Origin of the sequence: Pseudomonas anuradhapurensis, from assembly GCF_014269225.2 — a bacterium.
GTDB lineage: Bacteria > Pseudomonadota > Gammaproteobacteria > Pseudomonadales > Pseudomonadaceae > Aquipseudomonas > Aquipseudomonas anuradhapurensis.
This window is the reverse complement of sequence record NZ_CP077097.1, coordinates 2,166,747-2,181,430: the sequence shown is the minus strand read 5'-3', so window position 1 is coordinate 2,181,430 and position 14,684 is coordinate 2,166,747. Positions and strand designations below refer to the sequence as shown.

Annotated in this window: 15 protein-coding genes and 1 riboswitch; of the genes, 13 read left to right on the top strand and 2 right to left on the bottom strand. The window is 64.8% G+C overall.

The genetic code is table 11. The features are described from left to right. Positions 1 to 19 precede the first annotated feature (19 nt). The gene (locus HU763_RS10085) at positions 20 to 616 is read left to right on the top strand and encodes an NAD(P)H-dependent oxidoreductase (RefSeq protein WP_186684572.1); all 597 of its coding nucleotides are present in this window, start codon (positions 20 to 22) and stop codon (positions 614 to 616) included. Between the two features lies 1 nt (position 617). Here HU763_RS10085 and thpR read toward each other — a convergent pair whose 3' ends face one another. Next, complete coding sequence (thpR, locus tag HU763_RS10080) at positions 618 to 1,163, bottom strand: RNA 2',3'-cyclic phosphodiesterase (RefSeq protein WP_186684570.1); 546 nt, start codon at positions 1,161 to 1,163, stop codon at positions 618 to 620. Between the two features lie 158 nt (positions 1,164 to 1,321). Between thpR and lpxO the strand changes: the two genes are divergently transcribed. From lpxO to HU763_RS10040, 8 genes are all read left to right on the top strand, one after another. Continuing rightward, positions 1,322 to 2,221 (top strand): lipid A hydroxylase LpxO, encoded by a 900-nt coding sequence (lpxO, locus tag HU763_RS10075; protein ID WP_170029316.1) that lies wholly within the window; start codon positions 1,322 to 1,324, stop codon positions 2,219 to 2,221. Positions 2,222 to 2,354: 133 nt separating this feature from the next. Further along, the gene (locus HU763_RS10070) at positions 2,355 to 2,699 is read left to right on the top strand and encodes a carboxymuconolactone decarboxylase family protein (protein ID WP_170029315.1); all 345 of its coding nucleotides are present in this window, start codon (positions 2,355 to 2,357) and stop codon (positions 2,697 to 2,699) included. Positions 2,700 to 2,777: 78 nt separating this feature from the next. Beyond that, a complete protein-coding gene (locus tag HU763_RS10065; RefSeq protein WP_170029314.1) occupies positions 2,778 to 3,347 on the top strand; it encodes a GNAT family N-acetyltransferase in 570 nt (189 codons plus the stop codon). Between the two features lie 197 nt (positions 3,348 to 3,544). Next, positions 3,545 to 4,711, top strand: coding sequence for an acetyltransferase domain-containing protein (locus HU763_RS10060; protein WP_186684568.1), 1,167 nt, complete (start codon positions 3,545 to 3,547; stop codon positions 4,709 to 4,711). Positions 4,712 to 4,739: 28 nt separating this feature from the next. After that, positions 4,740 to 4,935, top strand: a riboswitch (cobalamin riboswitch). Positions 4,936 to 5,043: 108 nt separating this feature from the next. After that, on the top strand, positions 5,044 to 6,054 hold the full coding sequence (locus HU763_RS10055; RefSeq protein WP_186684566.1) for an ABC transporter substrate-binding protein: 1,011 nt from the start codon (positions 5,044 to 5,046) through the stop codon (positions 6,052 to 6,054). A 2-nt stretch (positions 6,055 to 6,056) separates the two neighbouring features. Beyond that, complete coding sequence (locus HU763_RS10050; RefSeq protein ID WP_186684564.1) at positions 6,057 to 7,070, top strand: FecCD family ABC transporter permease; 1,014 nt, start codon at positions 6,057 to 6,059, stop codon at positions 7,068 to 7,070. Next, positions 7,067 to 7,855: an ABC transporter ATP-binding protein gene (locus HU763_RS10045; RefSeq protein WP_186684562.1), complete on the top strand. Its 789-nt coding sequence runs from the start codon at positions 7,067 to 7,069 to the stop codon at positions 7,853 to 7,855. Before HU763_RS10050 ends, HU763_RS10045 begins: the two co-directional genes overlap by 4 nt. Positions 7,856 to 7,871: 16 nt before the next feature. Further along, entirely contained in the window at positions 7,872 to 9,212 is a 1,341-nt protein-coding gene (locus HU763_RS10040) for an OprD family porin (protein ID WP_186684560.1), read from the top strand. Between the two features lie 47 nt (positions 9,213 to 9,259). Here HU763_RS10040 and HU763_RS10035 read toward each other — a convergent pair whose 3' ends face one another. Beyond that, complete coding sequence (locus HU763_RS10035) at positions 9,260 to 9,583, bottom strand: hypothetical protein (protein ID WP_170029308.1); 324 nt, start codon at positions 9,581 to 9,583, stop codon at positions 9,260 to 9,262. A 219-nt stretch (positions 9,584 to 9,802) separates the two neighbouring features. Between HU763_RS10035 and HU763_RS10030 the strand changes: the two genes are divergently transcribed. The 4 genes from HU763_RS10030 to HU763_RS10015 all read left to right on the top strand — a co-directional run bounded on the left by HU763_RS10030 (position 9,803) and on the right by HU763_RS10015 (position 14,654). Then, positions 9,803 to 10,282, top strand: coding sequence for a hypothetical protein (locus HU763_RS10030; protein WP_170029307.1), 480 nt, complete (start codon positions 9,803 to 9,805; stop codon positions 10,280 to 10,282). A gap of 79 nt (positions 10,283 to 10,361) precedes the next feature. Then, positions 10,362 to 11,933 (top strand): sensor domain-containing diguanylate cyclase, encoded by a 1,572-nt coding sequence (locus tag HU763_RS10025; protein ID WP_170029306.1) that lies wholly within the window; start codon positions 10,362 to 10,364, stop codon positions 11,931 to 11,933. A gap of 91 nt (positions 11,934 to 12,024) precedes the next feature. Further along, a complete protein-coding gene (locus tag HU763_RS10020; protein WP_186684558.1) occupies positions 12,025 to 12,435 on the top strand; it encodes a DUF2946 family protein in 411 nt (136 codons plus the stop codon). 68 nt (positions 12,436 to 12,503) lie between these two features. Then, on the top strand, positions 12,504 to 14,654 hold the full coding sequence (locus HU763_RS10015; RefSeq protein WP_186684556.1) for a TonB-dependent receptor: 2,151 nt from the start codon (positions 12,504 to 12,506) through the stop codon (positions 14,652 to 14,654). Positions 14,655 to 14,684: the final 30 nt, after the last annotated feature.

The window sequence follows — 14,684 nt, the reverse complement described above, 5'->3', positions numbered from 1 at the left end:
CTCATCCAGGAGATTCACCATGCACGCCCTGATCGTTGTCGGCCACCACGACCCTCACTCATTGACCCACGCCCTGGCCCGGCAGGTCGCCAATGGCCTGGCCGAAGCCGGCCACAGCAGCGAAATCGCCGACCTCGCCAGTGAAGGTTTCGACCCCCGGTTCGGCCTGGCCGACCATGCCGTGCACCGCCGCCTGGCTGCCCCGCCGGCGGATGTGCGCAAGGAGCAGGCACGCATCGAACGCGCCGATGCCCTGGTGCTGGTGTACCCGATTTACTGGTGGTCGCTGCCAGCCTTGCTCAAGGGCTGGGTTGAGCGGGTGTTCAGCAACGGTTGGGCGTTCGACTATGACGGCAGCACCACCGTGAAGAAATTGCGCGGCATGAAGGTGCACCTGGTCGGCGTCGCCGGCGCCGACCGCGGTACCTTTGAACGGCATGGCTATGGCGAAGCGATGCGCGTGCAGATCGAGCACGGCATCTTCGACTATTGCGGCGCCGAGGTGCTCAGCTCCACCCTGCTGGAAGACAGCGAAGGTATGAACCCGGCCCCGCATTTGGGCACGGCACGCGCACTGGGTGAGCGCTTGTTCGCAGATTGCGAAGTGACGGCCTGAATCAGTTCGACAGCGGCCACTGCGCCAATGGCCAGTAGGCCCCCTTGCGTGACTCGTAAAGGGTGAAATGGCGGGCAGCGAGGTAAAAATCCGGCGCGCTGCTGGCCTCTGGCGGCTGGCCACGAAAATCCCTGGCCAGTGTCAGGTGCGGGCGATAGTCGCGGCTGGCCGCTTCCACCCCGAGCGGCAGCAGCGCTTGCTGCAGGCCATACACCAGTTGCAACAGCGTCGCGGGGCTCTGCTGCGCCTCCAGTACCAGCGCGCCGGCCCGCGGCCACACCTGCAAGCGATCGAGTCGCAGGCGAGGTGGCGTGGCCGGTAGTGCCAGCTGATCGGCCGCTGCGCAGATTGCCGGCACCTGGGCGGTGTCCACGTCGCCGAGAAACAGCAGCGTCACATGGAAGTTGGCGGCTGGCACCGGCTTGCCGCTGCGCAGGTTCAGACTGCTTCGCCACTGGGCCAGCGCCCGGCGCTGGGTATCACTTACCGGCAAGGCGAAGAACAACCGCTTGAAGGGGGTACCAGTGCTTCGTACATCCTGAATCATGGGAACTCCCTAGCATGAAACGTTTGCGCAAGACTGTAGGGTATTACACCTAAGTCGCCCCGGTGTTTCGTAACAATAGTTACAAACTATTCCCATGATTGTTTATGCTGGCGGGCTAATGCCATGGCGCATGGCCATTTTTCGACAAGTAAACGTCCATGAAAATTGCACTCGTACTCCTCTTCGCCCTCTCGATCGCCTATGTTCACCTGCGCGGTCGGGTTCGCCACAAGCTGACCCGCCAGCTGGGTGATCACTCCAGCTTCCTGGCCCCGGTCAACAGCTTCCTGTATCTGTTTTCCAGGCACCCGGCCAAGCCTTACCTGCCGGTGGAAGCCTTCCCGGAACTGCAAACGCTGCAGGACCACTGGCAGGAGATCCGCGAAGAGGCGCGCCAGCTGCTGCATGTGGGCGAGATCAAGAAGTCCGACAATTACGATGACGTCGGTTTCAATTCCTTCTTCAAGACCGGCTGGAAGCGCTTCTACCTGAAGTGGTACGGCGAAAGCCACCCGTCGGCGATGACCCTGTGCCCGCGCACCACCGAGCTGCTCAAGGGCATCGGCACGGTCAAGGCCGCGATGTTCGCCACCCTGCCACCGGGCGCCAAGCTGGTACGTCATCGTGACCCGTATGCCGGCTCGTACCGCTACCACCTGGGCCTCGACACGCCCAACGATGACGGTTGCTACATCGACGTGGACGGCGAAAAGTACTCGTGGCGCGATGGTGAAGGTGTGGTGTTCGACGAGACCTACATCCACTACGCGGCCAACACTACCGAGCACAACCGCATCATCCTGTTCTGCGACATCGAACGCCCGCTCAAGTACCGCTGGGCAACTGCGTTCAACCGCTGGTTCAGCCGCAACGTCATGGCCGCGGCCGCCGCGCCCAATGATGCAGGCGACAAGACCGGGGGCATCAACCGGCTGTTCACCCGTATCTACAAGATCCGCGAACGGGGCAAGGCGCTGAAAAAGCGCAACCGCACCCGCTACTACCTGGAAAAGTGGGCGTTCGTCGCAGCACTGGTGCTGGTGTTCATCTACATCTGAGCGGCCCGCTGGCAAGTGCATAAGCGGCCGGGTCTGGCCGCTTCAACGCTGGCCAGCACCAAAGTACAAGTCCCACTTGCCGCGCTTCGACTAGCCTGAAAGCTCCACTCGCAACCTTACCAAGGTGAAGACAATGAGCATGATGGACTGGGACGCCTACCGTAAGCAGTTGATGGCCGGCATCGGCGATCTCAAGCAACTCTCCCCCGACACCGTTGCCGGCTACATGACCGCCAGCGGCGCCGGCGCCAAGACCAACCACCTGGATGCCAAGACCCGCGAGCTGATTTCCCTCGCCGTGGCCGTGACCACCCGCTGCGACGGCTGCATTGCCGTGCACTCGCAGCAAGCCGTCAAGCACGGTGCCAGCCGCGAGGAAATCGCCGAGGCCCTCGGCGTGGCCGTGGCGATGAATGCCGGTGCTGCACTGGTCTACTCGGCACGGGCCATGGATGCGGTGGGCAAGGCGACCGACTGAGCGCAATCGGCGTCGCCGCCCTTGCGCGACGGCGCCGCGCCCACCAGACTGGGCGGCCCAGCCCTTGCAGGAACCCGCATGATCCATATCCGCCCCATGATGGCCGACGACTTCGAACGTTTCTGGCCTACCTTCCAGGCTGTCGTCCAGGCCCGCGAAACCTACGCATTCGACCCGGCGCTGAGTTTTGAACAGGCGCGCCAGCTGTGGCTGGAAATGCCGTTGCGTACGCTGGTCGCCGAGGACGACGGCGAATTGCTCGGTTCGTACTACCTCAAGCCCAACGCCGCCGGGCCTGGGGCGCATGTGGGCAATTGCGGCTACATGGTCTGCGAACGCGCCCGTGGCCGGGGTGTGGCGCGGTTGATGTGTGAACACTCGCAGAAACTGGCGCGCCAGGAGGGCTTTCTGGCCCTGCAGTTCAACTCGGTGGTCGCCACCAACGAGGTGGCCGTGGCGTTGTGGCACAAGCTCGGCTTCGAAACCGTCGGGCGTCTACCCAAGGCCTATCGCCATGCCAGCCTGGGGCTGGTGGACTGCCTGGTGATGTACAAGTGGCTGGCGGATGAACCGGTGCTGGAGAAACCGCCGTTGCTGATCGGGCGCAAGAATATCGAGGCTCGGGTTTCACGGCGGCGCGGGCGCTAGGCGCGCCTTCCAGAACTGGGCTTTTCGCGGGCACGCCCGCTCCCGCAACTGTCGCGCGGCTCGCCAGGCCGGCGCTGTAGCTGTGGGAGCGGGCGTGCCCGCGAAGAGGCCGGCACAGGCAAAAAGCGCTACCAACCGGGAATTTTTAGTTATAAGATAACGTTTCATTTGACATTCATTCCTAGCAGCGACCCGCCATGACAAGCGCCAGTGCCACCCCCACCCTGCTCACCCAGCGCCTGCAGAGCATCGATGCCCTGCGCGGCCTGGTGATCCTGTTCATGCTCCTTGACCACGTACGCGAAACCTTTTTCCTGCATCGCCAGGTCAGCGACCCGATGGCCATCGACGCCACCGAGCCCGCGCTGTTCTTCAGCCGCACCCTGGCCCACCTGTGCGCCCCGGTGTTCGTCCTGCTGACCGGCCTGTCGGCCTGGCTGTACGGCGAAAAACATCAGGGCCGCGGCGACGTCTCGGCATTCCTGTTCAAACGCGGGCTGTTCCTGGTGGTGCTGGAGTTCACCCTGGTCAACTTCGCCTGGACCTTCCAGCTGCCGCCCAGCGTCATCTACCTACAGGTAATCTGGGCCATTGGTATCAGCATGATGGTCTTGTCGCTGCTGGTCTGGCTGCCACGTGGCGCACTGATCGCCCTGGGTGCAACCCTCATCGCCGGCCATAACCTGCTCGACACTGTGCACTTCGAAGTCGGATCGGCGCTGCATGTGCCTTGGGCGATCCTGCATGATCGCGGCTGGCTGGAGCTCTCCGACAACCTGCGCCTGCGCACCTCCTACCCGGTTCTGCCGTGGCTCGGCGTGATCGCCCTGGGCTATGGCCTGGGCCCGTGGTTCGCCCGCCACAGTGATGACACTCGGCGCCAGCAACGCTTGCTGCTGGCCGGCCTGGCCGCCTTGCTGGGCTTTGTCGCGCTGCGCCTGTTCAACGGCTACGGCGATGGGCCGTGGAGCGTCTACCCCGCCCTTACGCAAACCCTGATGAGCTTTTTCAACATCACCAAGTACCCACCGTCGCTGCTGTTCCTGGCACTGACCCTGGGCTGTGGCCTGCTGTTGCTGCGCGCCTTCGAACGCGCCGGGCAGGCGCGCTGGATCAATGGCCTGGCGGTGTTCGGCGCGGCACCGATGTTCTTCTACTTGTTGCACCTGTATGTGCTGAAGCTGCTGTACCTGGCCAGCGTGGCGCTGTATGGCCGCAACCAAGGTGACTACTTCGGTTTCGACAGCATCACCGCCGTGTGGCTGGGGGCACTGCTGTTGGCGTTTTCGCTGTACCTGCCAGTGCGCTGGTTCGCCCGGCTGAAGGCGCGGCGGCGCGACCTGGCCTGGCTGAAGTACTTGTGAAAAGCGTTTTCAGCCGGCGGCGCGATGGTCTACCATGCCGGCCGCCGGTTTCCATCACGGAATCAATAGGGAATCCCAGGCCCAAGTAAACGGGCCAAACGGAACTGCCCCCGCAACTGTAGGTGCCGAGCCTGCTCCAACGATGCCACTGGGTCTACCCCGGGAAGGCCGGAGCCAGGCCATGACGCACCAGTCAGGAGACCTGCCGGCCTACATTCACCAACCGGCGGGGTGTCCGGGATTGGCCATCAGTGTTGCCCTGCTGCCGCAGGGCTCGGCGATGCCTGTCCGTGTGTTCCTCACCAGAACTGTCCGATAGGAGATCGCCCAGCATGCTGCCCCGTTTTGCCACCCTGCTCGCCGGCCTCGGCCTCACCGGCCTGGCGCAGGCCGCAGCTACCCATTACCCGCTGACGATTGACAACTGCGGCAAGCCGCAGACCTTCGCCCAGGCACCGGAACGCGCCGTCACCATTGGCCAGGCCAGTACCGAGATGCTCTACGCACTGGGGCTGGGCGACAGGCTGGCAGGCACTTCGCTGTGGTTCAACAACGTGCTGCCCGAGTACCAGGCACAGGACGCCAAGGTACCGCGCCTGGCCAACAACGAGCCCAGCTTCGAGGCAGTGGTTGGCAAGCGCCCGCAACTGGTTGCGGTGCAGTTCGAATGGATGGTCGGTGCCCAGGGCGCGGTGGCCACCCGCGAACAGTTCGACGAGCTGCAGATCCCCACCTACCTGCTGCCATCGGACTGCGAAGGCAAGGACAACCTGGTCGGCGCCGACGGTACCCGCCTGCAGGCGTTCCAGGTCGACAGTATCTACAAAAGCATCAGCCAGCTGGCCGAGATCTTCGACGTGCAGGCGCGCGGCAGCGCCCTCAACGCCGAGCTCAAGGGCCGCCTGGACAGCGCCAAGGCACAGCTGGCCGGCAAGGACTTGGCCAGCACCTCGGCGCTGTTCTGGTTTTCCAGCGCCGACCTGGGCATCGCGCCCTATGTAGCGGGCCGCCAGGGCGTTGCCGATTTCATGCTGCGCACCCTCGGCGTGCGCAACGTCGTCACGTCCACCGAAGAATGGCCCACCGTCGGCTGGGAAACCCTGGCCAAGGCCAACCCCACCTGGCTGATCATTGCCCGCATGGACCGCCGCCGCTACCCTGCCGACGACTACCAGAAGAAGCTGGCGTTTCTGCGCAGCGACCCGGTAACCCGCAACATGGAAGCGGTGAAGCACAACCGCATCATCGTCCTCGATGCCGAGGCCATGCAGGCCGGCATCCGCCTGTTCAGCGGCCTGCAGACCTTGGCGGCCGCCTTCGCCAGCGGCAACCCAGGCCAGTGATCATGCGCTTGTCATTGTCCATCACGGTGGCCCTGGCGGCACTGCTGGCAGCCGTGCTGGCCGGTACCGCCATTGGCGAGAGCAACCTGGCACCTGCTGTGGTCGCCCAGGTTCTGGCCAACCAGCTGTGGCAGGCCGGTTACCCGGTCGACCCGATCGACGCCGGGATCGTCTGGAACTATCGCCTCACCCGCACCCTGGTTGCCGCAGCCTGCGGCGCCGGCCTGGCCACCTGCGGCGTGATCCTCCAGGCGCTGTTGCGCAACCCATTGGCCGAACCGTACCTGCTGGGGTTGTCTGCTGGCGCCTCGACCGGGGCAGTACTGGTCGGCCTGCTGGGCTTCGGCAGCCTGGCGTTGAGCATGTCCGGCGGTGCTTTCATCGGTGCCCTGGCGGCGTTCGCCCTGGTGCTGGTCCTGGCTCGCGCGGCCGGCAGCGGCGCCAACAACGCCCAGGTGATCCTCGCTGGCATCGCCGGTTCGCAACTGTTCAACGCCCTCACCGCCTTGCTCATTACCATGTCGGCCACTGCCGAGCAGGCGCGCGGCATCCTGTTCTGGCTGCTGGGCAACCTCAGTGGCGTACGCTGGCCTTCGGTGTGGCTGGCCGTGCCCGTGGCGGTATTCGGCTTGCTGGTGTGCCTGTGGCACCGGCGCACGCTGGATGCGTTCACCTTCGGTGCCGACTCGGCGGCATCGCTGGGCATACCGGTGCGGCGTACCCAGTTGCTGCTGATCAGCTGCGCAGCGCTGGTCACCGCGGTCATGGTGTCGATCGTCGGCGCCATCGGCTTCGTCGGGCTGGTGATCCCCCATGCGCTGCGCCTGCTGCTCGGCCCGGGGCACAGCCGCCTGCTGCCCGCCAGCGCGCTGGGTGGCGCATTGTTCCTGATTGCCGCGGACATCCTGTCGCGCACCCTGATCCCTGGCCAGGTCATCCCCGTGGGGGTGGTCACCGCACTGATCGGCGCACCGGTGTTCGCGTTGATCCTGGTCAGCCGTCGGGGGCGCCCATGACCGCCATGACCGCGGTGAACCTCTCGCCGCTGAGTTGCCAGGGGCTGGGCCTGCAGTTGGCTGGCAATGCCGTGTTGCACGAGATAGACCTGCACCTCATCGCCGGCGAGACGCTGGGCATCGTCGGCCCCAACGGCTCCGGCAAGTCCTCATTGCTGAAAGTGCTGGCCGGGCTGCGCAAGCCAGCCAGCGGCAGCGTGCAGTTGCTCGGCGAAGCGCTGGCGCGGTTGCCCCGTCGGCGTGTCGCCCAGGCCCTGGCGCTGGTCGAACAGCAGGCCGACACCCTCGATGCGATCAGCGTGTTCGACGCCGTTGCCCTGGGCCGCACCCCCTGGCTGTCGGCACTGGCGCCGTTCTCGCCGGAAGACCACGCGATCGTCGAGCAGGCCCTGGCTGACCTCGATGCGCTGCACCTGCGTACGCGCCTGTGGGGTTCGCTGTCCGGTGGCGAGCGCCAGCGCGTGCATATCGCCCGTGCCCTGGCACAGCGGCCACAGGTATTGCTGCTGGACGAGCCGACCAACCACCTGGATATCCAGCACCAGCTGAGCCTGCTGCAACAGGTGCAAGCCTTGCCGGTGACCACTCTGGTGGCGCTGCATGACCTCAACCAGGCGCTCACCTGCGACCGCCTGGCAGTGCTCGACAAGGGCCGCCTGGTTGCCCTCGGCAAGCCAGCCGAGGTGCTGACCCCGGAACGCCTGCTGAGCACCTTCGGCGTGCACGCCCATTACCTCATCGACCCCTTCGACGGTGCACGCATCCTGCGTTTTCGCACCCCCTGAACAGGAAGTTCCACCCATGTCGCGCCCTCTTGCCCTGCTGCTCGCCAGCGCCCTGCTAGCCCCGACCGCGCTGGCCGAATCCGCGCAATCGCAGAGCAACGGCTGGGTTGAGGATGGCAGCTGGAGCCTGCTCAACCGCAGCGTATTCGACCAGCGCGACTACAAGCACGGTGGGCGCAACAGCGCAGCGCGCAATGCCTACAAGCCGCGCAATGAACGTAACGGCAAGGCTGAGGAGTGGGCCTATGGCCTGATGGCGACCTTGCAGTCCGGTTTCACCCAGGGGCTGATCGGCGTCGGGGTCGACGCCCACGCCTACCTGGGCGTGCAGCTCGACAGTGGTGGTGGGCGCGCGGGCAAGGCGCGCCTGCTCGCGGTCGATAACGCCGGGCACCCCAAGAGCGATTACAGCCGTGCCGGCGCAGCACTGAAACTGAGAATGTCCGATACCGTGCTGTCCTACGGCGAGCAAAGGGTCAAGACCCCGGTGTTCAGCGCCTCCGACAGCCGCCTGCTACCCGAGACCGTCAGCGGCCTGTTGCTCACCAGTAGTGAACTCGACAGCCTCAAGCTGGTGGCCGGGCACTTCACCGAGGACACCGACCGCAATGCCTCCAGCCACGACCAGGGCTTCGTGGTGAACTACTCCAACGGCCGCCAGGGCAACAGCTTCGACCTGGCTGGCGTGGTGTGGGACCCGGGTGCCGCTTTCCGCGGCAGCCTGTACAGCTCACGCTACGAGGACAGCTGGAACCAGCATTACCTGGGCAGCACCTTCAGCCACGCCCTGGATGAACGCCGCAGCCTCAGCCTGGATCTCAACCTGTACCGCACCACCGACACCGGCAAGGCGCTGTCCGGGCGCATCGACAACACCACCTGGAGCCTGGTCTCGCGCTACGACCAGGGGCCGCACGGTTTCAGCCTGGGCTGGCAGCAGGTGCATGGCGACACGCCATTCGATTACGTGACGCGCGGGGCGATCTACCTGGCCAACGCGGTGCAGATGTCGGACTTCAACGCGCCCAACGAGAAGTCGTGGCAGGCACGTTATGACCTGAACATGGGCGCCTATGGCGTGCCGGGTCTGAACCTGACGGCGTTGTATGTGCGCGGTTTCGATATCGATGGCACGCATGTCGACCCGGCGGGCGGTTATGCCTACCTGGGCTATGGCAAGGGTGGCAAGCATTGGGAGCGCGACCTGGAAGCGCGTTATGTGGTGCAGAGTGGCAAGGCCAAAGGCACCGCGTTTTCGCTAAGGCACAACCTGCATCGAGGCAATACCGCCCAGGCGGAACTGGACGGGGACCAGATCCGCTTGGCCGTGGAATGGCCGTTGTCGGGTGCGCTCTGATCGACCGCATCAACCGAATCGGGGCTGCCAGGCAGCCCCGGGAGCGCTCAGGCGACCGAACTGCCGACAGGCTGCAAGCCCCACTGCGCCCGCTCCTGCGCATTCATCGCCGCTACCACCTCGGCGAACGTACGCTCAAGCTCGGCACTGACATTGCCAAATGCCTGGTAGTTGGTCAGCAGGTAGCGCTTCACCGTCCTGGGCCAACGCCGCTCCTTGTGCGCTGCATTGATGATGCTCTTGGCGTCGTGGTAAGTCGCACCACGCCACAGGTCCATCAACCGGTTCTCGAAATCACCGAAGGTCCACAGGTCTCTGCGGTCTTCGAACTCGTCCAGCAGTTTGAGTTTGTACAGGGCCAGGTGTGGCATGCCGAGTCTCCCTTGGTGCAGTGAACAATCCGTGCACCCGGAAGGTAAGCAAGGCGGGCAGGTTTGGAAATGAACGCGTGGATCATCAACCCAGGGCCTTTGTAGGCGTTTTCTGAACCGCAACGCAGCAACAACGGCAGACGAAGGCAAAGGATGGGTCGTCGTGGCCCGGCTGACGTCGGTATAATCCCCGCTATCATTGCCCGACCAGGCCACGCCATGCCTCGCTTCCTCACGTTGCTGTTGCCCCTGCTGCTGACTGCCGCCCTCACCGCCTGCGACCAGAAGCCCTCGCGTGAACAACAGATTCTGGCCCAGCTGCCCCTGCAGGATGCCTATACGCACAACATCGAGCGCATGGCCGTGCTGCTCGGCCGCAGGCACCCACAGCTGTCACAGGCGGCCATCGAGGATGTGCTACGCAAGCACCTGACCGTCGAAGACCAGCGCCAGGACCTGTTCCGGCTGTACAGCGAAAAGAACTTCAGCGATGCCGAGTTCGCCACCATCGTCGAGGCCACCCATGACCCGGCCAAGGCCCGCGCCCTGGAAGACACCGAAGCCGGCAAGCGCCTGGGCGAGAAGCTCACTGCACTGATGCGCGAAACGGCCCGCGACGTCAACGTCCAGGCTCTGGCCGAGCAGCGCATGCAGCAGGTGGAAGACGAACTCGATGCGCTGGAAAAGGCAGGCTCGTGAATACGGTTTCCCATCGCGTGCATAACGCGTAAGGTTATTCCTATTTCGTAGATGCTTATTCCATTATTCGAGGTCAGGATTGCCAAACAGCAAGCACGGATTGCGCCTGGATCTACGCACCCTCATCCTGGTGCTCTGCGCCCTTACCGCCTTGGTCATGCTGTGCGCCAGCTATTTTGCCAGCTACCGGGTGCAGCGCCAGTTGCTGATCGACCACGCCCTGGAAGCCAACCGGGTGTATGCGACGAAGCTGGCCAGCATTACCGAAACCTTCATCAGCAATGCCCAGCAGCAGCTGTCGTTCAGTGCCGGCGTGCAAGCGCGGCAGTTGGGTGACGCCCAGGCGCTGCAGGCTGAAACAGAACGTGTGCTGAGCCAGAGCATGGCCTTCAACTCCACCTTCGTGCTCGATGCCAACGGCGTGCTGCTGGCCATTTCTCCTGCGCCGCTGCGGCATCTGGTCGGTAGCCGCATGCATTCGCCCGGTGTCCAGGAAGCATTGCAGGCGCGTAGCCCACTGGTGTCGACGCCCTACATGTCGGCGGCCAACAACCTGGTGGTGGCCTTGTCGCACCCTATTCTCGACAGCAACGGTCGCTACCTGGGGTACGTGGGGGGTAGCCTGTACCTGCGTGAGCGCAACATCCTCAACAGCCTGCTGGGCGAACATTTTTACAAGGACGGTTCGTACCTGTACGTGGTCGACCGCAACCGTCGCCTGCTCTATCACCCCGATGGCCAACGGGTGGGCAAAGTGGTTGAAGGCAATGCCTTGATCGACCAGCTGGCGACCCTGGGCAATGGCACCCGCCAGCTGACCAACAGCCATGGTGTGGCCATGGTTGCCGGTTTCGCCACGGTGCCCAGTGCCGGCTGGGGGGTGGTGGCGCAGCAGCCACTGGCGCAGACCGTAGCGCCGTTGAACCGGCTGATCCTGAACGTGGTGGGTATCTCGGTACCCTTGGCCCTGGTAGGCAGCCTGCTGCTGTGGTGGCTGGCCATGATCATTGCCCGGCCACTGTGGCAACTGGCCGCCGGCGCGCGCTCGATGGACCGCGCCGGCACCGCCGAGCGCCTGCATCGGGTATCGGCCTGGTACTTCGAGGCAGCGCAGCTCAAACGCGCACTGCTGTTCGGCCTCAACTTGCTGCATGAGCGCATCGGCCGGCTCAACCGTGACGCCCAGACCGACCCGCTGACCGGCCTGGGCAACCGCCGCAGCCTGGAGTTCAGCTTGTCACTGCTGGAGGCCGAAGGGCGGCCGTTTGCCGCCATCGTGCTGGATATCGACCATTTCAAGCGGGTCAATGACAACCATGGCCACGAAGTCGGCGACCAGGTACTGCGCCGGCTGGCGGAGCTGATGCGCCGCTGCTGCCGGGAAGGTGACCTGCTGTGCCGTACCGGCGGCGAGGAGTTTCTGATGCTGTTGCCCGGGGCCAGCCCGGACGTGGCGGCGGTAGTGGCCGAGCGGCTACGGGTGACGGTGCAGGATACCCCGGTCGAGCCAGTAGGTGCGGTGACGATTTCGCTGGGAGTGGCGCACTGGGAAGGCGAGGCTGGTGGCGAGCCAGGGTATGTGCTGAGTGCCGCCGACCGGGCGCTTTACCGGGCCAAGCAGGAGGGACGCAACCGGGTTGTCATTGCCTGACATCTTGCATTGATCAAGGTTGCAGGACAGCGCTCAGGCATCGCACGCAAAAGCGCTACCCGACCGTTCATCCGGGTGGTAGATTCGCGCCATGAAAACCACCCGCCACATTCGCCTGCTGACTGCCTGGACGCTCTACGCCAGCGTCCTGTTCGGCCTGGCCTTGTGCGGCCTGCACCATGGCCAGATGGGCGGCCTGCGCCTGGCGGGCCTGCAAGGCAGTTTCTGTGCGCTCGACGGCGAGCACGGCATGGCCATCGACCTCGAGGGCACTGGCGGCGACCAGCACATGGCCCAGCTCGACTGCCCGGTGTGCTCCTCGTTCGGCCTGGCCGTGCCGTTCAACAGTGGCGGCTGGTCGTTCACCCCGGCCCAGGTCGTGGCCACTTCGCCCATGGTGATACGCAGCTGGGCGCAACCGCCGCCACGTCACCTACGCCCAGCCCTCACCCCTCGCGCTCCCCCCGTTGTTTTCCCCGCAGCAGCTATTCATTTCGCCTGACCTCAACCGGGCGCGCCTGCCGGCGCGCCCGCGGTCAGCCATGACCTTTGCGTGGAAAACCTGCCAACATGCTTCGCCATACTTCCCTGCTGCTCTTCATGGGCACCTGCAGCCTTGCCTGGGCGGACACCGCCCCCCTGGAACTCAGCGTCACCACCATCGACGGTGACCGCGACGCCGCCAGCGGCGTGCAACTGGACGAGCCGATCCGCACCGGCTCTCGCCTCGGCCTCACCGCCCGGGAAACGCCCGCCTCGGTCAGTGTCTCGGACCGCCGCCTGATCGAAGAACGCGGTGCCCGGGACAGCCAGGAGGTGCTCAACGCCATGACCGGGGTGAACGCCTCGGCCAACCCCGGCTTTGGCGGCTTCGTCGCCTACCGTGGCTTTACCCAGAACCAGGTCACCCAGTTGTACAACGGCATCAACCTCGGCTACAGCAGCGCCACCCGACCGGTAGATGCCTGGGTGCTCGATCGCGTCGAACTGATCGGCGGGCCGTCGTCGTTCCTGCATGGCGCAGGTGCGGTGGGTGGCTCGATCAACTACCTCACCAAGCTGGCCAGCCGCGACCAGCACACCGTCGACGGGCGGATCCGCTACGGCAGCTTCGACGACAGCGAGATAGCCTTCGGCATCAACCAGGCATTGGCCAGCAACCCCGCCGATGCCCGCCATTTCCTGCGCCTGGACTTCAGCCGCGGGCACGGCAACGGCTACATCGACCGCAATGAGCGGCACACCGACAGCCTGGCATTCTCGCTGCTCAGCGACCTCGCGCCCAACCTCACCCACACCCTGGCCCTGGAGTACCAGGAAGATCGCGAAGACAGCCCTTACTGGGGCTCGCCGATCCTGCCCGGGCGCAGCACGATGAAAATCGACAACAGCCGCCGCTTCGAGAACTACAACGTCGGCGATGGTCGCTATGAGCAGCGAGTACGCTGGCTGCGTTCGATCCTCGATTACCAGCTCAGCGACAGCACCAGCGTGCAGAACACGCTGTACCACTACAACGCCCAGCGCGACTACCGCAACCTCGAACGCTACCGCTACACCGACGATGGCAAGGTCCGGCGCAGCAGCCCCTACCTGCAACGCCACGACCACAACCTGTTGGGCAACCGCATCGAGCTGCGCCACGACAACCAGCTGTTCGGCTTGACCAGCCAGTGGTCGCTGGGGCTCGAATACTCAACCATGCACCAGACGCTCTACCCCACCTCGAGCAGCTGGAGCGACGTGGTCGATGCCGAGCACTTCGCCCCCGGCAGCTTCGATGACATCCCCGGGGTCAACGCCGGCCTGACCAAGCAGCGCCGCCACGAGGTCAGCAACCGCGCCGTGTTTGCCGAAAACCGCCTGCAACTCACCGAGCGCCTGGCCCTGCTGAGCGCATTGCGCTACGACTACCTGGACATGCAGGTGACCAACTACGGCCCGGTAACGCCAACCTCGCCGGCCTACTTCCAACGGCGCTGGGAGCCGCTGTCAGGGCGTATCGGCCTGACCTACGCACTGACCCCCTCTGCCAGCGTGTATGCGCAGTACAGCACGTCCGCCGACTTGCCGGCCGGTTCGCTGGCGGCAGCGACTTACTCCAACGTTGGCCTGTTCGACCTGTCCAAGGGAGAGCAGTGGGAAGTAGGCAGCAAGGTCGACTTCCTCGCCGGGCGCGGCGCGGCCACGCTGGCGCTGTACCAGATCGTGCGCAAGGACTTTGCCGTGCGGGATGCCAACGACGCCAACCTTACGGTCCAGGCCGGCCAGCAGACTTCGCGGGGCATCGAGTTGTCCGGGCGCCTGCAGGTCACTCCCAAGTTGCTGGCCGAAGCCAACTACGCCTACGTCGATGCCCAGTACGATGAATTCAACGAGGCGGTCAACGGCGTATCGGTGTCGCGCAAGGGCAATGCACCGGTGAACGTGCCGGCCAGCGTCGCCAACCTGTGGCTGACCTACAGCCTTTCACCGGCATGGTCGGTAGGCGCGGACGGGCGTTACGTGGGCTCGGTGTATGCCGACAATGCCAACAGCCTGAAGGCCCCGGCCTACACCCTGTTCGGCGCATTCGCCCGTTACCGGCTGGATGCAACCACCAGCCTGACCGGGCGGGTACGCAACCTGACCGATGAGGTCTATGCCAAGCAGGCTTACAACAGCCAGTACTACATGGGGCCACCACGTACCCTCGAGCTGGCGCTGGACCTGCGTTTCTGATGTACAAGGCGGTGTCGGCCTGGCGCCGAT